A 20,146-nucleotide genomic window follows, 5' to 3' on the forward strand; every position below is an offset into this window, starting at 1 on the left:
ATTATTGTTGTGATTTGTCTTTATCTTTTATTTTGGTAAGGAATTCATCTTGTAGATCTCCATTTAAAATTACTGTCTTCTCATTTTCTGTATATGTCAGCGTAAAGTCACCAGGGATCTGATTTAAAGTCACAGGACCATCAATAATACCTAGAATTATACTTGTAGTATCAATAGTCGTCTGTTTAATGATTTTAAATAAGGTTTCTTTATCTTTTGGAGATAAAGATTGATAAAAAGTGAGAGCATCAAACCAGTAGGGATCTTTTTTAATTTTACTATCGATTAAGGTGGATGAATAAATTTGTTGATAAGTATCGATATATTCATCTGAAACAGTATTTATAAGTTCTTTGACAAATTCTTTAGTATTCATAGAAACTAACCTTTATTAAATTTTGTGACTCATTTCACAGTGCTGGCAATTTGTTACAACTATTAAAAACCAAAGAGCAATTTTGATTCTACAATGGCGCGGTTTTTTCGAAGACTGGTTAGCGCAAGTAGGTTTTAAAATGGCTCATGCTCATCACGCAGTTCATGCACATGTTCATCATATCGAAGAGAGAAAAGAAGAAAGCTCTCAAGATGATTTAAAAATGAAAGTGATGTTAAGACAAGCAGCTCCGACGTCTGAAAAACATAAAAAATCTGATGCTAAAAGACAGCCATCTGAAGATCAAAATATTAATTTGCACAAGTTCTCAAGTAAGCTTGAAAGTATATCTGCCAACCATAGCAAAGAAAAATGTGCCAAAAATATTCGTATTGCTTTACAAGCGGCAGGAGCAGATGTGTCTAAGCACCCAGTAGCTGCCTCTGATTGGGGGCATACGCTTGAGAAGAATGGCTATAAGAAAATTAAACCTGCTTTTAACCGTCCTCAAGAAGGTGATATCTATATTATTGAGCGGACAAGTGGGCACACATATGGTCATATTGCAGGTTATACAGGCAATGGCTGGTTCTCGGATTTTCGCCAAAAAACCTATGCGGTCTATAAAGAGAAAGACGTGAAATATAGCTACTATCGTCTCGATTCTTAAAATAGTACGACATAGTCTGTCGGGGCCTATCAAAATCTCTTTTCAAATTTGGCTTCTGGCACAGTAAAGCACTTGAAAAGTAGTGGTTAAAACATCACATTAGCTATTCAGTATTAAGCCATGTCTGCCAATAGTGAATCAAAACGCTCGTCCCCACATTGAAAAAATTTTAGCCCACATGACCCAACTTCCAGGCGTTTATAAAATGCTAGGGAAAGAGGGCGAATTGTTATATGTCGGCAAAGCAAAAAACCTAAAAAATCGGGTATCGAGTTATTTTGTTAAAACGATTGAGCATCCTAAAACTCAGGCTTTGGTTGCACGAATTTATAATATTGAAACTTTGGTGACTCGTTCAGAAACCGAAGCATTACTTTTAGAACAAAACCTAATTAAACAACATCGTCCGCCTTATAACATCATGCTGCGGGACGATAAGTCATATGTCTATATTTTTGTTTCGTCAGATAAGCCCTATCCTCGACTTGCGAGCGGTCGTGGCAAAGGGAAGCATCAAATTGGTAAGTTCTTTGGACCTTATCCAAGCGCCTATAGCGCTCGCGATACCTTACTTGTTTTGCAAAAACTTTTTAATGTGCGTCAGTGTGAAAATAGCTACTTCTCACAGCGCAAGCGTCCATGTTTGCAATATCAGATCAAGCGTTGCTCTGCACCTTGTGTAGGTTTGATTTCACCCGAAGATTATAAAGAAGACGTTAATAACAGTATTCGCTTTTTGCAAGGCGACACCAAAGAGTTAAATCAAGAGCTGATTGCCAAAATGGAGCAAGCTGCGGCTGAACTCGAATTTGAAAAAGCTGTTTTTTACCGCGACCGATTGTCTTTGCTTCGTGAAGTACAAGCACAACAGGCTGTTTTTAAGGTTAAGGGTGAAGCGGATATTCTGGCAATTGCATATCAGGCTGGCGTGACATGCGTACAAATTATGTATGTACGAAATGGGCGAATGTTAGGCGGTAAAAGTTATTTCCCTGACATGCTTGGCGATGATCTTGGCCAAATGCTCAGTGACTTTATGGCTAACTTTTACTTTCAGGTTGCAGATGAAGTTCCAAATGAACTTATTGTGAATATTGCATTACCTGATCGTAAGGAGTTAGAAGAGGCATTAGCACAGCAGTTTGGTAAGAAGGTCCAAATTAAGAGTAGTGTGCGAGAAACTCGTGCGGAGTGGCTAGAGCTTGCTGAAATGAACGTTCAACATGCCATTAAGGGGCAGTTGAGTAATCATTTAGAACTCAATGAACGTTTTCATCAGTTAGAACAAGTGATTGGAAGACCAGTCGATCGTATTGAATGCTTTGATATTAGTCACACCATGGGTGAAGCTCCAATTGCATCATGTGTGGTGTTTGACCAAGGTGGTGCTCGTAAGCGTGATTACCGCCAATTTGCCATTCAAGATATTACTGGTGGCGATGATTATGCTGCTATGCGCCAAGCTTTAACACGACGTTATAAAAAAGCCATATTGCCTGATCTGTTGTTGATTGATGGCGGTAAAGGTCAACTTCACATGGCGATGGACGTCATGCAAGAGCTTGGGCTCGATGCTTTTATGGTGGGGGTATCGAAAGGTGAAGGGCGTAAACCAGGACTTGAAACCCTACATTTTACTGATGGCACTAAAATTCAATTACCAGAAGACAATAAAGCATTGCACTTGATTCAACAGGTGCGTGATGAAGCCCATCGCTTTGCAATTACTAAACACCGAGCTAAACGTGATAAACGTCGTAGTACATCAGTTTTAGAGGCAATTCCTGGGTTGGGGCCGAAACGCCGTCGAGATTTATTGACTCATTTTGGTGGGATCCAAGGTGTTTTGAAAGCTTCGGAAAAAGAGCTCACACTTGTGCCTGGTTTTGGTGAGATGATGGCCAGAACAATTTATAAAATTCTGCACGAATAATCATGCGAATAATGTGAGTGACAAAATAATTCGCCAATTACTAAATGATTGACCATTCACATTCCAATCAAAATGATGAAAGATATTTCCTAACAACACTTTCGTTTTAGGGAAAGGAATGTCATTGCTGCGAATATTTGAAGAAATAAAAGAAAAGGAATGGATTGAAATACCTGAAGGATGGTTACAAGGCCGCACGGTTTTTGGTGGTTTTGTTGCAGGGTTATTGATGCAAAAAGCATGTTCAAATATTCACGACCCAAATAAAAGATTATTAAGTTGTAGTATTACTTTTGTTGGCCCTGTACAGCAGGGACCTGCCCAATTGACTATTGAAATTTTAAGGGAAGGAAAGTCGGTCACTACGCTTGAAACCCGTTTATGGCAAGATGGCGCGGTACAAACCATTTTGGTTGCAAGCTTTGGTGTGCCTCGTACTTCGAATATTGAAGTACGCCAAGAACCTATGGTTCCAGTTTATGCACCACCAGAAGACTTAAAACCTCTTCCTTTTGCTAGACAAATGCCAGAATGCTATCAACATTTTGATGTATGCTGGGCAGAAGGTCATCATCCTGTTACAGGAAGTCAGTATGCTGACTTTGGAGGATGGTCAAGGTTCTCCCCAGAGAAGCATGAAAATCGTCAAATGACTTTGCCAGATTTAATTGTTCTGATGGATATTTGGCCACCTGGTGTATTACCGATGTTTAAACAAGTTGCTCCTGCAAGTTCTTTAACTTGGCACATCACCTATGTGCATCCAATCCAGCATCAACTATGTGACTGGTTTAAATATAAAGTGGTAACTGAATATGCTGGTGAAGGTTATTCCACAGAATATGCGCATTTATGGGATCAAAATGATCATTTAATTGCAATTTTACGGCAAACTGTTACGGTATTTACCTAAGCAGTCTACTTCCTCGATTCATATATTTCGTATAAAGTGGCTGTTACAGATAGATACAATATTGAAGAAAGTATTTTTGTCTGTTACAAGATGCTTGAAGACTAAATTGGCGGTGTTTATGACCACAGGGCGAATCCTGAATATCCCAAATATCCTAACTTTGGCGCGTATCGCGCTTATTCCTGTATTTTTGGTGATTGCGTATTGGCCGCCTGCAATGGGTATTGGTGAGCAAGAAGGAAGTATGAGTCGTCATATTATCTTGACTGCAATTTTTGTGTTTGCTGCTATTACCGATTGGTTTGATGGCTATTTGGCACGAACTTTAAACCAGACTTCAGCATTTGGCCGTTTTTTAGATCCAGTTGCAGATAAGCTTATGGTGGCAGCAGCACTGATTGTTTTGGTGCAGTGGAATCCCACCATATCAATGGCTTTTGCTGCAATTGTCATTATTTCAAGAGAGATTACAGTTTCTGCTTTGCGTGAGTGGATGGCAGAACTTGGCGCAAGAACGAGTGTGGCTGTATCGACAGTAGGTAAATATAAAACAGCTTTTCAGATGATTGCCATCAGTGTGTTTTTACTTAATTGGCAGCCTTTAGAAATGCTGGCATATGCCTTGTTATATACCGCTGTGATTCTTACTTTATGGTCAATGTTTATTTACCTAAGAGCCGCTTGGCCTTATTTAAAGCAACCTTAATTTAAGATTGAATGATTAAGCCTTTCTATAATGAAAGGCTTTTTTATTTTCGGATAGTGCAAGAATCGGGTCGTCACCGAGCTTTAGCTACTTTAATGTAAGATATAAGTGCTAAGGAGGTGACACATGCAAATGCTTTCTTCTCGGCAATTTGCTGTAATTGCCACTGTAATTGAATATTTATATGAACATCTGGACCAGCAACCCAGTCTGGATGATGTTGCGAGTCATATGAATTTAAGTTCAGGTTATATTCAACGTCAGTTTCAAGAATGGGTGGGTATTAGCCCGAAAAAATTTGTCCAATATATGAGTTTGCAACAGGCTAAATACTATTTGATGCAGCAACGCAGCTTATTAGACACTGCTTTAAACACGGGTTTGTCTGGTACTGGCCGTTTACATGATTTGTTTATTCAACTTGAAGGCATGACGCCTGGTGAATATAAACAGCAAGGTGAAGGGGTTACACTTAATTATTCGATTGAGGCAAGCCCATTTGGTGAGTTGCTGGTTGTAAGTAGTGATAAAGGGATATGTTCTGTTCGCTTTATCGATACTCGTGAGAATATCGAAGAAATAATTAAACAGCAGTTCCCTAAAGCCCAATTAAAAAATCAGGCGCCGATTTGGCATCAACAAATTGCACAGTGGTTTGATCAAGATTTCTCAGAACACTTACAGCGGAAACTTCCGCTTAATTTGGCTGGAACTCCATTTCAATTGCAAGTCTGGGAAGCGTTACTGACCATTCCAGAAGGGCAATTGCGGACCTATCAAGATATTGCCGAACAGATTGGAAAGCCTAAGGCTGTCAGAGCTGTTGCTACAGCAATTGGACAAAACCCGATTGCATATTTAATTCCTTGTCATCGGGTGATACGTGCAACAGGCATGGTTGGAGAATATCATTGGCAAAAGGGGCGTAAATTGGCATTGTTAGCCTGGGAGATGTCAAAGCAACATGGAGAGACCGTATGACCTTGGATTTATTTGCTCCAGAGCCTTGTGAAAATTTATTGCCCTACGATGGTGAAGTTCAGGAATATGGTTGTATTTTAAGCCCAGAAGAAGCTGAACAATATTTTCACTATCTTTACCAACATCTCGCGTGGAAACATGACGAGGCTAAGTTGTATGGTAAGCACTTTATCACCCCTCGAAAAGTGGCATGGTATGGAGATAATTATTATCAATATAAATATTCGGGTGTCATTCGTGATTCTTTGCCTTGGGATCGAGCGCTTGCCAAACTCAAACAATTGGTAGAACAACGACTTTCAGAAAAATTTAACTCCTGCTTAGCAAACCTTTATGAAGATGGAACACAAGGGATGGCTTGGCATAGTGATTCGGATGTTTCTTTAGCAAAGACCACAACGATTGCATCCTTAAGTTTTGGAGCTACCCGTAAATTTTCTTTTAGACACATTCAAAGTAAAGAGAAAGTTGAATTGTGGCTACAACCAGGCCAACTCATCGTGATGCGTGGTGAAACGCAACAACATTGGCAACATCGTTTAAATCGCTCAACAAAGATTTTACAGCCGCGTATTAATCTTACTTTCAGGCAGTTTCAGTTTTCATGACTTTCATTAAAAATTGGGCAAGAAAAAAGCCCATGATGGCAACATGAGCTTATTCCTCTGAGGGGGATGCTTCTATTGATGAGCTGCTGATGAAAAGAATCATCAATAAGAGCTAAAATCATAATATGAGAATATTGTGATCTATTCAATGCATTAAAATGTAAGAAAAGGTTAAATTATCATAAAGTCGGGTTTTAAATTTCACCTTTTTCAGATAACTCCATAAAACGTTGTTCAATAAGTGCTGCATTTTCTTGCAAAATTTCGGTGAGCTTTTCAACATTTAAAAAATCAAAACGATTTTTAGAAGCAACTAAAGTTAAAGCTAAAGGTACCTCTTTGTTCGAAAAACGAACTGGAACGGCAAGGCCAGAAACATTGGGGTCAATCTCACCTTGTGAGAAATAGAACCCTTGTTTTTTAATTTTACGCATACGCTGAATAAAGCTTGGTTCATCTTCAGCAAAACCTGATTGTTTTAATTCTTGCTGGTAACGATGATAGTAGTCTTGCATCCGTTGTTTACTTAAATGCGAAACCATCGTTTTTGGAGATGACCCAACATAAATAGGTCTTGGGCAGCCTCGGCCATATGAGAGTAATTCGGTGTCTTTGAATATTTCATGATGAATGTCAATGCAATAGTCATCATTTAAATAGGTGAGCAAGCAGCACAGTTCGGTACGCTCCACAATGTTTCGCATAAATGGTGTGCTGATTTGAACTAACGGATCAGTGGTTCGGGAAATATAGTCAAGAACTGCAATTTTTGAGCCTAAGGTATAATCGCCAGACGTTCCATTAATGCGTTTTAATAGATCGGTAGACACCAGTTCTTTCAGATAACGGTAACTGGTTGGTTTAGACAAGCCAAGTTCTTCGCAAATAATATCGACATTAATTATTGGACGCGAAACTGAAAATAGGTCCAATACGGTTAAAATTTTGCCAAAACTTGAAATTGCCATAGCGTCTTGTTCGTATCCTTTAACAAAGAGTCATGTTTGAGTTCTTATAACAGAAAAAAAGAAAATTTGTCTCAATTCTAAAATAAATGCCTGATTTGAGTATTTTACTCTGACAAAGAGAAAACTTCTCTTGGCTTATACATCATATATGATTATCAAAAAATATATCAAATTATCAAATAGAGATATTTTAGTTGACTAAATCGCTTTATTTTGAAAAAATTGCCAAACAAAATATCTAATCGAGAAATTGGTCGATTCTAGGCGAATTTCTTGATACCTCTTCTTTCCAAAGTTTGGCCGTTTAAATAACGTCCAAATTGAAATCATCTGGGCCAATCAGGCAGGATGTGGAAAAATCATTGTATTGAAGGATGCTCCTCATCTCATTTGCTTTTAGGCAAATGGCACAGTTTTGTTGTCTCTAGAAAGGCAATTTAACATTGAAGGGCATGCTCATCAGTTCAAATCTGTATTTGAGATGAGTTCATGTTATTAAAGCAAATACTGGCGTTTCGCCCGAGTAGGCTTGATCTGATCTTTGCAACAAAAACATTTATTGCCGGCATGCTGGCGTTATTTGTTTCATTTGAATTAGATCTGATTAACCCGATGTGGTCGATTGGTACGGTCCTGATTATTGCCAATCCTTACTCAGGAATGGTGTCCTCTAAGTGTGTCTACCGTGTGGTAGGGACGATTGGTGGGGCTGTGATTGCCTTAACGCTAACGCCACATCTAATTAATACACCTTGGTTGTTTACTGTGGTGTTGTCGTTGTGGGTGGGTTTTGCGCTTTATGTGTCTTTACTTGACCGGACTCCACGCAGTTATGCTTTTATGCTGGCGGGTTATTCGACAGCCATGATTGTCTTCAATGCGATTACGTATATTGATCAATACAATATTTTTGATATTGCTTTAGCTCGGGTCATAGAGATTTCGATTGGGGTGATTTCAAGCGCTGTGGTTTCTGCCACTATTCTTCCAATGCACATTGGTTCTGCGATTAAGCAACGCGTCATCAAAACGCTGAAAGATACAGAAAATCTGTTTGCTAATTTATTAACTGCTGACCCGCAGCAGAACAATACTCAACTTTTAGCGACCATTACTCGCGACACCACAGATATTCATGCTTTGGCAGTACATTTGAGTTATGAGAAGGGTGAATTGCATGGCATGACCAAACCATTGCAGGAAATGCTTCATCAAATCTCAATGGTGGTCGCTAATCTGGTCGCTTTATCTGAGCGTATTAAGCAGCTTCAAGAACTGCATTTTATCGAGACTCATGCAGAAAAACTGCAACAGCTCTCAGCCCATGTTGTACATTTTCTGGAGCAAAAAGATCTAATTGTTGATGAAAATATTTTGCAGTTACCAGATGAATTTGAAAGTGATTTTGCAAGTTTGATGGAATCGGCTTCTACACATCAGCAAGTTTTGGTCGCAGCTATGAAAATGGATGTACGTCATTTCATTAGCAATGTTTTAGCGGTTAAAGTCTTGTGGCAACGAATTCAGCAAGGTAATAAAGAAATTCCTGACAACATTACTCCAATGACCACCAAATATCCGAGTTTACACCGTGATCATGGTGTGGCGATACGAGGCGGCATTAGTGCAGTCCTTATTACATTTATTGTGACTGGGGTCTGGATTATTTCGGGGTGGAAAGCTGGATTTATGATGGCGCAAATGGGCGCAGTAACGGCCTGTATTTTAACGGCCTTAGATAACCCCGTTCCAGTTTTGCGTATTTTTATCTGGGGCAGTATCGCTTCAGCAGTTTTAGTCTTCGTTTACGCGTTTGGTATTTTTCCTCATGTCACCACATTCTGGGAGCTTGGACTGGTTTTATTACCTATGTTCCTGTTTGCAGTTTCTATGATGGCTAACCAGATGCTTATGCCAGTGGGTATGGTTTTGGGTATTAATACCATGATGGGCCTAAACCTGCACAATGCTTATAGCATGGATGCAGTGTCTTATCTTGATGGTTCTTTTGCCATGATCTTGGGTGTCTTAGTGTCTTTAGTTGTCATTGACGTGGTTCGTGCAATGTCTCCAGACACGAGTGCCAGCCGTATTTTGGCCTTGCATTATCGTGCAATGAGACAGGCGATTTATTTGCCATATGGTCTTGATTTTAAAGTTCACTTACGCAGCATGCTAGACCGAATTGGGATTCTAAACAGCAAAATGGTGCAATCTGGCGAGATTAAAACTTCAATTCATCAAGCACTGATTGAGTCGAGCAGTATTGTCGATTTAAGTAGATTACAAGAACTAGCGAATCAGTTCCCTCAAAATTCAGAACTGGCTCATCACATCGGAAATCTGCAACAGAATCTGGATGAACTGTTTAGAGCTAAAGAAAATGATGCAGACAATACTGTGGCTTTAGTGGAAAAAATCCATCGAGCTTTATTTGAACTAAAACAGCTTGCTTCAAATGTTGACGATATGACTATGCGACAAAGATTACTCATTTCACTTAACAATATTGCTTATAGCATGTGTCATGTTTCATCAGATCAAATGAATGAAAACAGTACCTTTAGAGGAGCCACAGCAAATGGGTGAGTTTAATGTTTATGGCATTTACGTGCCTTCTTTGCTCGTTCAAGCCCTCTTGGCATATATATGTTTCCGTGGATTAAGTATTTTAACCAACAAGTGGATTGCACAAGGCTGGATTGCATTACCTAGTATTTTTAATTTGTGTTTTTACCTTTTATTACTCTTGGTGATACATCAAATTTTTGTTGGGGTGGGTGCATAGAGATGATTGCGAAATTAAAGATTGAGTTAGGTGAGTGAAATGAATCAGGTGGATTTGAAAAAAGTCATCCGTCCAGTAATTTTGATTGTCGCATTAATGGTTGCGGTCTATACCATTGTGCATTTGTGGAACTACTACAATGCAGCGCCGTGGACACGAGATGGTCGAGTTCGTGGTGACGTTATTCAAGTATCTTCGGATGTAGCTGGCCTTGTGACAGAAGTTTTGGTTCAAGATAACCAGAGTGTGAAGAAGGGGCAGGTACTCTTTAAAATTGACGTGTCTCGTCGAGCTTTAGATGTCGAGCAAGCAAAATCTGATTTAGCAAAAGCGAAAGCAGCATTTGCTCAATCACAAGCAGGCTTAGCTCAAGCAAAAGCAAACCTGATTAAATCAGATACCAATATTCGTTTAGCTGAAAAAAATGCGAGCCGCTATTCAAACTTAATGGATGGAGCGATTTCAAAACAAGAACAAGATCAGGTTTTTGCAACACGTGATCAATCCCATGCAGAGCATGAGCAATTACAAGCAGCAATTGAGCAAGCAGAAGCAACTGTTAAGCAACAGCAGGCTTTGATTGAGGCAGCAACGAGCAGTTTACATTTGGCTGAGCTTAATATGCATCGTGCCGCAGTGGTTGCACCAGCGGATGGTACTTTATCTAACTTTGATATGAGCCCAGGAAACTATGTTCAAGTAGGCCAAGCGGTTGCTGCATTACTTGACCGTAAACAACTTTATGTTGTGGGTTATTTTGAAGAGACTAAATTAAATCGTATTCATGTCGGTGATCAGGCCACTGTACAGTTAATGGGTGATAACCAAAAAATTAAAGGCCATGTACAAGGTATTGCATCGGGAATTGAAGATCGTGAGCGTTCAAGTAGCTCTAAGCTTCTTGCCAATGTAAACCCAACCTTTAGCTGGGTTCGTTTAGCACAGCGTGTACCCGTGAAGATCGTACTGGATGAAACACCGAAGAATCAGCTTGCTTTTGTCTCTGGACGAACTGCTACCGTACATATTGTTGAGAAGTAAAAAAAAGAAGGAAGGCTTTAGCCTTCCTTCTTTTTTTAAATCTTAGGGTGTTAAACCGACTGGATTTCGATACCAACTCTGAATGAGTAGTGCAGCTGCAAAACTATCTGCTGATAGCTTTTTTGCTCGACCTTGTTCTTGGTAAAAACCTAACTCTTCTCTTGCTTCACGTGTCGTTAAACGCTCATCTACCATTAAGGTTTCTATGTTGGTTTGATGACGTAAACGTCTCGCAAATTTGCGAGCACGTGTAGAGAGTTCTGACTCGCTATCGTCCATATTTAGGGGAAGACCGACCAAAAATAAATCAGGTTGCCATTCTTTCACGATTTTTAAGAGTTGATCCCAATTGGGGATACCATCTTTCATGACAAATAGAGGGAGAGGGTTGGCACTTTCAATCGAAGACTGGCCAATCGCCATTCCCATTTTTTGAGTACCAAAGTCAAAAGCCATAATCGATTTTGATTGTGTTTCGGTCATTAAGCGTGTCCGATTTCAGATGCTAACCACGCACGATCTACACCAATTTTTTTATAAGCTGCATCCCAACGATCGTCATAAGGCAGGTTAAAAATCAGATCCATATCGGCATCACAAATGAGCCAGTCACCACGCGTAATTTCGTCTTCTAACTGATTTTTGCTCCAGCTCGCATAGCCTAATGCAATTTGGTATCGACCGACACCTTCGTTATGAGCAATCGCATCAAGAATATCTTTACTGGTCGTAATACAAACATTTTCACCTACAGCAATAGATGAATGCCATGTTGGTTGCCCCGTATGGAGAACAAATCCAGCTTCAGGACGTAAAGGACCACCTTGTAAAACCGCATGTGGATTTACATTGTCAGCTTCAATGTCGAGATCATTGAGTAATTCTTTAATTTGAATACCAGAAGGACGATTAATAATAATGCCTTGAGCACCTTCTTCATCATGACGAGCAAGATAAATTACAGTGTTTGCGAAAAAGTCATCTGCCATTTCTGGCGGGGCAATCAGACAACGGTGAGTCAGGTATTGTTTGGTCACCTAAGCGGTTCTCCCTCAAAAAATGTCACTAGAGGGCCTCTCGACCCTTTTATCTATATAGGTTCTTTTTATCAACATACAAGAGTTAATCGGATTTCGCCAATCTTTTTCTCTCATTTTCTTTATTAATTTGAAGAAGCCTGAAATTTAAGTTGGCGTAATTGTTTTGCGTGCTGCAAGGTTGTTTCATTAATTTCAACACCACCTGACATGCGAGCTAATTCAAAAATGATTTGATTTTCATCAAGTTCTATAATTGTACTGCTGGCTGGGTCAGTTTGTTGTTTTTTCACTAATAAATGCTGATCAGATTGCGCAGCAACTTGTGCTTGGTGAGTAATACATAAGAGTTGGACATGTTGCGCTAAGTCGGCAAGTAAACGTCCCACAACTTCTGCGGTACCGCCACTAATCCCGACATCAATTTCATCAAACACCAAAACTTCGGATTCGGTTTTCTCAGCATTCATGACTTGCATCACGAGTGCAATACGAGAAAGCTCACCACCAGATGCCACTCGTGCCAGTGGTTGTGGAGGAATACCTTTATTGGCAGTAAATAAAAGTTGAATAAAGCTTAAACCCTCTGCACCTGGTTGTTCTAATGGTTCGAACTTAAACTCGAAGTGTGCTTCTGGTAACGCTAAAGGTTTCACTTGTTCAGTTAATTGTTTAGCAAGCGGAGCGGCAGCTTCACGACGAATATTGTCTAAATGCTGAGCTTTTTCTAAAAACTCCTCATGCGACTTTTCAACTTGCTCTGCCAGTGTTTCTGGGTCTTCAAGTTGATGTAGTTGCTCAAGCTCACGTTGCCAAGCTTCATATTCTTCTTTAAGTGTTTCCGGTTGAGTCCTGTATTTGCGTGCCAGACGATGAAAAACCTCAAGTTTAGAGTTGAGTTCTTCCATTCGCTCTGGATCAAAACTCTGACGATCAATAAATTGGCGCAAGTTCGCCGTTGCATCATCTATTTCACTTTGAGCATTCAGTAAAGAATTATAAATCTCAGAAAGTTGATCACTACGCCCGGCATGAGATTCTAGACGGCGAATAATCGAAGACATTTCTTGAGTAATATTCTGCTCAGCTTCATCTAAAACATTTAAGCTATAGCTACAGTCTTGCATGATATGTTCATGATGGCTAAGACGATCAAATTCTTGCTCAATTTCTTTGTAATCGGTTTGGACAACCTCTTCAAGTTCCTCGATTTGATGCTCTAAAGTGCCAATACGTTGCAAACGTGTTGCTTGTGCATCTAAGGCAGCTTGGTGTAAACGAATCGTGCGTTGCCACATACTATAGGCTTCACGTACATCATTCGCTTCAACATAAAAATTGTTATAACGATCTAGCCAATGCTTTGGATAAGGCGGTTCAAGAAGCTGCTGCTGGCTGTGCTGACTATAGAGTTGAACGAGTAAACGGCCCAATTCTTTGAGTTCAGATAAACTGCTAGGGCGGCCATTGACCCATGCTTTACTACGTCCAGTTGCAAAAATAACGCGACGTAAATGAATTTCCCCAGAATCATCATCTAGCTCGTGTTCTTGTAGCCATTTTTCTTCAGGGCTATTATTTTGATAGGTAAAAACAGCAGTGATATCCGCTTTGTCTGAACCATAACGGACATAATTTGTATCTGTACGTTCCCCTAGACAGGCAGAAAGTGCATCCAGTAATAATGATTTTCCGGCACCTGTTTCGCCTGTTAGAACATTAAATCCTTGTTCTATATCAATAGCTAAATGATCAGCTAATGCAAAATTAATTAAAGTTAAATGTGTGAGCATAAACGCATCCAACGCGCCAAATTATGGGTTAAAGATAGAGAAGTTTTGAATTTGCTACAAGTGATCTATTATTCTAACTGAAATTATAGAACAGCAAGATTGCGGATATTTACAATGAAAAAAACATTAAGCTTACCGAAACCACCGATAGGGATGATTAACCGTCATAAAAAAAACAATCCTGCGGAAATGAATAAAATTTTAAATCAACATTTTAATGCATTTAAACAAGCAGCTGCACAAGGCGATTATGCCAAAGCTTATCAACATGTTAAACAGGCTGTTAATTTAGTTCCCAAGCATCCAGGAGCATTATCCGATTTGGCATATACTGAGCTACGCTTACGCCGTTATAACGATGCCTATCAACACTATTTGCAAGCGATTCAGGCAAGTGGGTCTAACGTAAATACAAACTTATATGATGGATTAACAGAAGTTTGTCATCATTTAAATAAAAAAGAAGAAACAATAAAATTTGGACACTTGGCCATTACAACTAAAAAAGAATTGGCTAAGAACGAACCTGTTTTGCCTATTCCCAATCATGCACCCCCAGAGTTTAGTTCAAACCCTCAAGAAAATATTATTGCTTTTTCATTGTTTGGAGCAAACCCGCGTTATTGTGAAACCTCTATTTTAAATACTGAGTTAGCCAAACAAGTTTATCCAGAATGGACGTGCCGATTTTATGTAGATGATACCGTACCAGTGCTTGTGCAACAGCGTTTAAAAGAGAAGGGTGCGCAAGTCATCCAAGTTACAGACTCCCAAAAACAACTATCAGGGCTGTTTTGGCGTTTTTTTGTGATGGATGATCCAACAATTAAGCGTTTTCTTATACGTGATGCCGACTCGATTGTGTCGTACCGTGAAAGGGCGGCTGTAGATGCGTGGCTCAAGAGCGATAAATGGTTTCATTTAATGCGAGATAACTATTCTCATACCGAACTAATTCTGGCTGGAATGTGGGGCGGATGTACGGGGATTTTTCATAATATTGAAGCACATATCAGAGATTATGTTGCCACCGGGCGTTATCTGGATAATCGGGTAATGGATCAGCATTATTTGCGTTATTGTATTTGGCCGACTTTAAAACAGAGTGTGCTTATACACGATAGCCAGCAATTCGATTCAGATGCTATTGATTTTCCAGCTTATGATCTGGTGTTAATGCAAAATGACAGTGAAAATTTTCATGTAGGAATGAATGACGGTTCACCGGTGGTTGCTACAGCAGTTGCCCATCCAACAGCGCAAAGAGTGTGTTGGGTACTCCTAGATGAAAATCAGGTCGAAGTTTGCAGATACGATGCAATTGTGTCGAATAGTCGAAATATTGAGATTAATTTACCTCATGCTTTTGCCAAAAAAATTCAGGCCGAGCAGTGGAAATTACAAGTCTATCCGTATGAAAACTGATTGATTAGTTATTTAGGCACAATTAAACTACATTCATCATAATTTATATAAATATGGCATTATCTGGAGAATGTGCATGAGTACAAACCAATTTGATCATGTAACGGTCATCAAAAAATCAAACGTTTATTTTGGTGGAGCATGTATCAGCCATACCGTGCAATTTGAAGATGGAACGAAAAAAACACTAGGTGTTATTTTGCCGACTGAGCAAGCCTTAACTTTTGAAACGCATGTCCCTGAGCGTATGGAAATTATTTCAGGTGAATGTCGCGTAACAATTGCGGACAGTAATGAAAGTGAATTGTTCCGTGCAGGCCAATCATTTTACGTGCCTGGAAATAGCGTTTTCAAAATCGAAACTGATGAAGTCCTCGATTACGTGTGCCATTTAGAAGGCTAAGAAATTCCTGTTCAAATCGGGTACACTATGCCCAAAGAAATCCTGTGAAGTTGGCTTTGCAGGATTTTTATTTTTTTGCTCAAACGTTGTTAGAGGTCATGCATGGCAAAACAGGAATATTATTATGGCGTTCATTCAGTGGAGTCATTGCTAGAACTTGAGCCGGAGCGTGTGCTAACCCTGTTTACTTTAAAAGGACGGGATGATCAGCGTTTGCAAAAGATTTTGCAATTGGCAGAGCCTTTTGGAATTAGTGTACAAAAAGCAAGCCGCGATAGTCTTGAAAAACTTGCAGGTCTACCATTTCATCAAGGCGTAGTTGCAGCAGTGCGTCCGCATCCTGTCTTAAATGAGCAAGATCTTGATCAAATCTTAAGTGAAACTCCAGATGCCTTGTTGTTGGCATTGGATCAGGTAACAGACCCACATAACTTAGGGGCTTGTATTCGTACTGCCGCTGCGATGGGTGTACAAGCGGTCATCGTGCCTCGTGATCGTGCGGCAAGTTTAACGCCAACTGCTCGTAAAGTTGCAGCGGGTGGAGCGGAGAAAGTTAAATTCATTCAAGTCACAAATTTAGCTCGTACATTGGCTCATCTTAAAGAAACAACGCATGTGCGTGTGATTGGCACCATGCTTGATGAAAGTGCGTTGCCACTTCAAAAGTGCGATTTTTCTGGCCCAGTTGTGATTGTGATGGGAGCTGAAGATACCGGTTTGCGTCCTATTACACAGGCACAGTGTGATCATAAAGTTTATATTCCTATGTCAGGAAATCTACAAAGTCTAAATGTCAGTGTAGCGACTGGTATGGCTCTTTATGAGGCTTGCCGCCAGCGTTCTGAGGTATAATTTAGCTGCCTTTCTAGTTTTTAAGTCATCTTGATATGTCTCCCCGTAAGCAAGGTTATTTCTTTGTATTGGTGACCATGTGCATTTGGGGCGGGTTTACGCTTTTTGCCCGTTTAAATGCACAGTGGCACATCAGTGCTTGGGATATTGCCGCACTACGCTTCGCTATAGCCTTCTTAATTTTAATGCCTATTCTGATCTATAAAAAAGATCTGGCTTTTTTATGGAGTAAGCATGCGGTTATTTTGGCCTTGATTGGTGGGGTCATTTATTGTCTTACCGTCTATACCGCTTTTCTCTATGCTCCCGCCGCTCACGCTGCAATTTTCTTAAATGGCTGTATCCCAATTTGTACTGCGTTCGCAGCATATATTTTATTTAGACAACCATTTGATAAGCATACATGGGCTAGTCTAGCAATCATGATCGCTGCTTTAGGGCTCATGAGTGTTTTGATGCTGCAAGGTAATGCTTCTGCTTTTGGAATAGGTGATCTACTCCTTTTTATTAGTGCGATTTGGTGGGGTATTTTCACTGTGTTACTTAAACAGTGGAAATTGTCTGCATGGCACTCAATGGCAAGTGTTGCGATTTGGTCTGCAATTATTTATTTGCCCATCTATGTTTTATTTTTGCCTAAGCATTTCATGGAAGTCAGTCCTGTTCATTTAGCCATACAAGGCATCTTCCATGGTGTGTTTGTCGTTATTATTGCAACTTTGACTTATGTGGCAGCGATTCAGCGTTTAGGTGCTTTTAAAACAGGAAGCATTGTCACTTTGGCGCCTTTTATTGCAGCCATATTGGCCGTACCTCTGTTAGGGGAGGCGTTAAGCCCATCGATTGTTGTGGGCTTGGTCGGAATGGGAATCGGTGCTTTACAACCTTGGCGATGGTTCCGACCAGATAGCTTGGCACAAAAAATTAAACAGCAAAATGAGCCAGATTAGTCTGTACGTTTCAAATAACTTTGATGTAAAGGCTCTAATTGTTGATGTAAATGTTCGAGTAATCCGTCATTAAACACAATGTCATTGGCAAGTTCGCGTTTTCGTTCACGTGGCATTTGCGCCGCAATAATTTTCTGGATTTGTTCTTGGTTTTGTCCATCGCGTTGACTTGCACGCTGAATTTGAGTTTGTTCACTCGCATCAACTAATAACGTGTGATTAACCAATTCATGCTGGTTGGTTTCAAAGAGCAATGGTGAAACTAAAATCACATAAGCGCTACGTGGATTTTGTAGTTGTTGAATAATAGATTGGCGGATTGCAGGATGAGTAATTTGCTCAAGTGTATGGCGCGCTTGTGGGTTTTGAAAAATATACTCGCGTAGGGCACGACGATCTAGGCTTCCATCAGGTTGAAGTACCCAGTCTCCAAAAGTTTGTTGAATTTTTTGAAGGGCAGGTTGGCCTTTTTCAACCACTTCGCGAGCAATGATGTCGGCGTCGACAACTTGTATTCCTTGGGATTCAAACCATTGTGTTGCAGCAGATTTCCCGCTACCAATACCACCTGTGACTCCCAGAATAAAAGCCATCTTAACCTCCCAAATAGATTTTCATAATCTGGTCACCCCATAAAAAGGCAACCCAACCCGCAATGGCAATATACGGCCCAAAGGCAAAGGGCTGATTGTCATTGCGTAATTTTAGTAAAATGATGCCAATAATTGCACCTAGTAAAGATGACAATAGCACAATTAATGGCAGCATCAATGGCCCCATCCATGCACCTAATGCCGCAAGCAACTTAAAGTCGCCGTAGCCCATGCCTTCTTTGCCAGTAATTACTTTAAATAGGTAATACACAATCCATAGGCATAAAAAACCAATTAAGTAACCCCAAATAGCTGAAGTGGGTGTGGTGTAGATGCTAAAGGTATTAATACCTAAACCCAGTGCGGCCAAAGGTAAGGTAAAACGGTCGGGTAGCAGCTGAGTATCAAAATCAATAAATGTTAAAGCAATTAAAACCCAAGTCAGGACTAGTCCAAAAAGCATTTGTATGGTTGGGCCAAACACCATGACCACAACCAGTGAACATGCCATTGTTAATAGTTCGATGGCTGGGTAGCGCATGCTAATTGCATGCTCACAATGCCCACATTTACCTTTTAAAACTAACCAACTGACGACAGGAATATTTTGATACCAGCGAATGGGCTGGTGGCATTGGGGGCATGATGAAGCGGGCTTACTTAATGTTAGCTTTTCATGGTCAATGATTGGTTGTTCAGGATTGAGTAACATTTGACATTCTTGCTGCCAATCTTGTTCCATCATTTTGGGGGTGCGATAAATCACCACATTCAAAAAGCTACCAATACACAGGCTCAATAGTGCAACTGCAATATAAAGTGCAGTTAAGTTTTGAATAAAATAAGCAATAATTTCTTGCATTACACGACTGAGCCCATTTGGAAAATTGGAAGATACATAGCAATAACCAGACCGCCTACAAGTACCCCTAAGATTGCCATAATTAAAGGTTCCATCATTGAAGTTAAACCATCAACGGCATTATCAACTTCATTTTCATAGTAGGTGGCAACTTTGTCGAGCATGCTGTCTAGTGCACCAGATTCTTCACCAATTGCGACCATTTGTATAGCCATAGATGGAAAACGATTTGAAACGCGCATCGCAAATTGGAGTTGTTGACCTGTTGCAACATCTTCACGAATTTTCATTACAGCTTGTTCATAAATAACATTATTGGTTGCACCAGCTGTTGATTCAAGTGCATCAATGAGCGGAACACCTGCTGCAAAAGTAGTTGCTAAAGTACGGCTGTAGCGGGCAATAATCGCCTTGTAAACAAGATCACCAAAGATAGGTAACTTAAGCGTGAGTTTGTCTAAACCATCACGGAATTTTTTACTGCGCTTTTTAGCTTCCATAAACGCAGCAATAATTGCACCAATCACAATAATCATAATGAACCAGTATTCCTGCATCCATTTCGACATATTTACGACCATTTGTGTAAATGCAGGCAAATCTGCGCCAAAGGAAGAAAACAGGTCTTGGAAGACGGGAACTACTTTAACCATCAAAATAATGGTAACAACCACAGCAACTACAATAACCGTTGCTGGGTATTTCATGGCTTTCTTGATTTTCTGCTTGAGCAATTCACTTTTTTCTTTGTAAATTGCCACACGATCCAGCATGGTTTCAAGCGCACCGGATTGTTCGCCAGACTCTACAAGAGAACAAAACAATTTGTCGAAGTGCTGAGGATACTTTCTTAAAGCTGAGGCAAAAGTACCGCCACCTTCAACTTCACCTTTAATACCGAGTACTACTTCGCGCATCGCTGGGTTTTCTAGACCTTCTGCCACAATTTCAAAGCCTTGTACCAGTGGGACACCAGCTTTCATCATGGTTGCAAGTTGTCGCGTGAAAATCGTGATATCGAGCGTTGATACTTTTTTCTTAAATAAACCTTCAAGAATATTTTTACGCTTTTCCCGAATATTACGGACAGTTACACCTTGTTTGCGTAGGGTGACTTTAGCTAAAGCCATATTTTTAGCCGGAAGTTCTCCCTTAATTTTTACGCCTTTACGGTCAACCCCTTCATAAGCAAAAGTCGGCATCAATTGTGCCTTTTTGACAGTCATGACATTATCCTTATTTTAAAT

21 protein-coding genes and 1 pseudogene are annotated in these 20,146 nt (G+C 40.0%); 14 read left to right on the forward strand and 8 right to left on the reverse strand.

Features of this window, described 5'->3' with window-relative positions; translation table 11 throughout:
• Position 1: 1 nt before the first annotated feature.
• On the reverse strand, positions 2 to 376 hold the full coding sequence (locus HL290_RS10350) for a transposase (protein WP_198496432.1): 375 nt from the start codon (positions 374 to 376) through the stop codon (positions 2 to 4).
• A gap of 139 nt (positions 377 to 515) precedes the next feature.
• Here HL290_RS10350 and HL290_RS10355 point away from each other — a divergent pair, with 139 nt between their 5' ends.
• From HL290_RS10355 to HL290_RS10380, 6 genes are all read left to right on the forward strand, one after another.
• Entirely contained in the window at positions 516 to 1,046 is a 531-nt protein-coding gene (locus tag HL290_RS10355; RefSeq protein ID WP_198496562.1) for a CHAP domain-containing protein, read from the forward strand.
• A gap of 133 nt (positions 1,047 to 1,179) precedes the next feature.
• On the forward strand, positions 1,180 to 2,979 hold the full coding sequence (gene uvrC / locus HL290_RS10360; RefSeq protein WP_004640818.1) for an excinuclease ABC subunit UvrC: 1,800 nt from the start codon (positions 1,180 to 1,182) through the stop codon (positions 2,977 to 2,979).
• A 118-nt stretch (positions 2,980 to 3,097) separates the two neighbouring features.
• Positions 3,098 to 3,892, forward strand: a complete 795-nt coding sequence (locus HL290_RS10365; RefSeq protein WP_003654548.1) for a thioesterase family protein — start codon at positions 3,098 to 3,100, stop codon at positions 3,890 to 3,892.
• Positions 3,893 to 4,010: 118 nt separating this feature from the next.
• Complete coding sequence (pgsA, locus tag HL290_RS10370; RefSeq protein WP_004640822.1) at positions 4,011 to 4,598, forward strand: CDP-diacylglycerol--glycerol-3-phosphate 3-phosphatidyltransferase; 588 nt, start codon at positions 4,011 to 4,013, stop codon at positions 4,596 to 4,598.
• Positions 4,599 to 4,724: 126 nt separating this feature from the next.
• Positions 4,725 to 5,579 (forward strand): methylated-DNA--[protein]-cysteine S-methyltransferase, encoded by an 855-nt coding sequence (locus HL290_RS10375; protein WP_198496433.1) that lies wholly within the window; start codon positions 4,725 to 4,727, stop codon positions 5,577 to 5,579.
• A complete protein-coding gene (locus HL290_RS10380) occupies positions 5,576 to 6,187 on the forward strand; it encodes an alpha-ketoglutarate-dependent dioxygenase AlkB family protein (RefSeq protein WP_198496434.1) in 612 nt (203 codons plus the stop codon). Before HL290_RS10375 ends, HL290_RS10380 begins: the two co-directional genes overlap by 4 nt.
• Before the next feature lie 194 nt (positions 6,188 to 6,381).
• On the opposite strand, the gene HL290_RS10385 is transcribed toward HL290_RS10380, so the two are convergent.
• Positions 6,382 to 7,155, reverse strand: a complete 774-nt coding sequence (locus HL290_RS10385; RefSeq protein WP_003654555.1) for an IclR family transcriptional regulator — start codon at positions 7,153 to 7,155, stop codon at positions 6,382 to 6,384.
• A 367-nt stretch (positions 7,156 to 7,522) separates the two neighbouring features.
• Between HL290_RS10385 and HL290_RS10390 the strand changes: the two are divergent.
• The 4 genes and pseudogenes from HL290_RS10390 to HL290_RS10405 all read left to right on the forward strand — a co-directional run bounded on the left by HL290_RS10390 (position 7,523) and on the right by HL290_RS10405 (position 10,984).
• Positions 7,523 to 7,654: pseudogene (locus HL290_RS10390) on the forward strand (hypothetical protein).
• Positions 7,645 to 9,744 (forward strand): FUSC family protein, encoded by a 2,100-nt coding sequence (locus tag HL290_RS10395; protein ID WP_198496435.1) that lies wholly within the window; start codon positions 7,645 to 7,647, stop codon positions 9,742 to 9,744. Before HL290_RS10390 ends, HL290_RS10395 begins: the two are co-directional and overlap by 10 nt.
• Complete coding sequence (locus HL290_RS10400; RefSeq protein ID WP_198496436.1) at positions 9,737 to 9,943, forward strand: DUF1656 domain-containing protein; 207 nt, start codon at positions 9,737 to 9,739, stop codon at positions 9,941 to 9,943. The genes HL290_RS10395 and HL290_RS10400 overlap by 8 nt, the downstream gene beginning before the upstream one ends.
• Before the next feature lie 39 nt (positions 9,944 to 9,982).
• The gene (locus HL290_RS10405) at positions 9,983 to 10,984 is read left to right on the forward strand and encodes an HlyD family secretion protein (protein ID WP_127493314.1); all 1,002 of its coding nucleotides are present in this window, start codon (positions 9,983 to 9,985) and stop codon (positions 10,982 to 10,984) included.
• A gap of 42 nt (positions 10,985 to 11,026) precedes the next feature.
• Here the strand turns inward: HL290_RS10405 and ruvX are convergent, their stop codons facing one another.
• The 3 genes from ruvX to recN form a co-directional block, all read right to left on the reverse strand.
• The gene (gene ruvX, locus HL290_RS10410; RefSeq protein ID WP_002115066.1) at positions 11,027 to 11,467 is read right to left on the reverse strand and encodes a Holliday junction resolvase RuvX; all 441 of its coding nucleotides are present in this window, start codon (positions 11,465 to 11,467) and stop codon (positions 11,027 to 11,029) included.
• Positions 11,467 to 12,021: a YqgE/AlgH family protein gene (locus HL290_RS10415; RefSeq protein WP_003654562.1), complete on the reverse strand. Its 555-nt coding sequence runs from the start codon at positions 12,019 to 12,021 to the stop codon at positions 11,467 to 11,469. The genes ruvX and HL290_RS10415 overlap by 1 nt, the downstream gene beginning before the upstream one ends.
• A gap of 125 nt (positions 12,022 to 12,146) precedes the next feature.
• Positions 12,147 to 13,814 carry a DNA repair protein RecN gene (recN, locus tag HL290_RS10420; protein ID WP_045436815.1) on the reverse strand — a complete coding sequence of 556 codons (1,668 nt, stop codon included), beginning with the start codon at positions 13,812 to 13,814 and terminating at the stop codon, positions 12,147 to 12,149.
• Positions 13,815 to 13,928: 114 nt separating this feature from the next.
• Here recN and HL290_RS10425 point away from each other — a divergent pair, with 114 nt between their 5' ends.
• The 4 genes from HL290_RS10425 to HL290_RS10440 all read left to right on the forward strand — a co-directional run bounded on the left by HL290_RS10425 (position 13,929) and on the right by HL290_RS10440 (position 17,444).
• Positions 13,929 to 15,239 (forward strand): tetratricopeptide repeat protein, encoded by a 1,311-nt coding sequence (locus HL290_RS10425; RefSeq protein ID WP_198496437.1) that lies wholly within the window; start codon positions 13,929 to 13,931, stop codon positions 15,237 to 15,239.
• 76 nt (positions 15,240 to 15,315) lie between these two features.
• A complete protein-coding gene (locus HL290_RS10430) occupies positions 15,316 to 15,642 on the forward strand; it encodes a pyrimidine/purine nucleoside phosphorylase (protein WP_003654567.1) in 327 nt (108 codons plus the stop codon).
• A gap of 102 nt (positions 15,643 to 15,744) precedes the next feature.
• On the forward strand, positions 15,745 to 16,494 hold the full coding sequence (gene rlmB, locus HL290_RS10435; RefSeq protein WP_005037200.1) for a 23S rRNA (guanosine(2251)-2'-O)-methyltransferase RlmB: 750 nt from the start codon (positions 15,745 to 15,747) through the stop codon (positions 16,492 to 16,494).
• Positions 16,495 to 16,529: 35 nt separating this feature from the next.
• Positions 16,530 to 17,444, forward strand: a complete 915-nt coding sequence (locus HL290_RS10440) for a DMT family transporter (RefSeq protein WP_056483131.1) — start codon at positions 16,530 to 16,532, stop codon at positions 17,442 to 17,444.
• On the opposite strand, the gene coaE is transcribed toward HL290_RS10440, so the two are convergent.
• The 3 genes from coaE to HL290_RS10455 are packed head-to-tail and all read right to left on the reverse strand — an operon-like array spanning position 17,441 to position 20,125.
• Complete coding sequence (gene coaE / locus HL290_RS10445) at positions 17,441 to 18,037, reverse strand: dephospho-CoA kinase (protein WP_198496438.1); 597 nt, start codon at positions 18,035 to 18,037, stop codon at positions 17,441 to 17,443. The two genes, HL290_RS10440 and coaE, sit on opposite strands and share 4 nt — an antisense overlap.
• 1 nt (position 18,038) lies before the next feature.
• A complete protein-coding gene (locus HL290_RS18790; RefSeq protein WP_198496439.1) occupies positions 18,039 to 18,899 on the reverse strand; it encodes a prepilin peptidase in 861 nt (286 codons plus the stop codon).
• Entirely contained in the window at positions 18,899 to 20,125 is a 1,227-nt protein-coding gene (locus tag HL290_RS10455) for a type II secretion system F family protein (RefSeq protein WP_198496440.1), read from the reverse strand. Before HL290_RS10455 ends, HL290_RS18790 begins: the two co-directional genes overlap by 1 nt.
• Positions 20,126 to 20,146 lie beyond the last annotated feature (21 nt).

It is taken from the genome of Acinetobacter sp. AC1-2 (genome assembly GCF_016124155.1).
GTDB classification, from domain to species: Bacteria; Pseudomonadota; Gammaproteobacteria; order Pseudomonadales; family Moraxellaceae; genus Acinetobacter; species Acinetobacter calcoaceticus.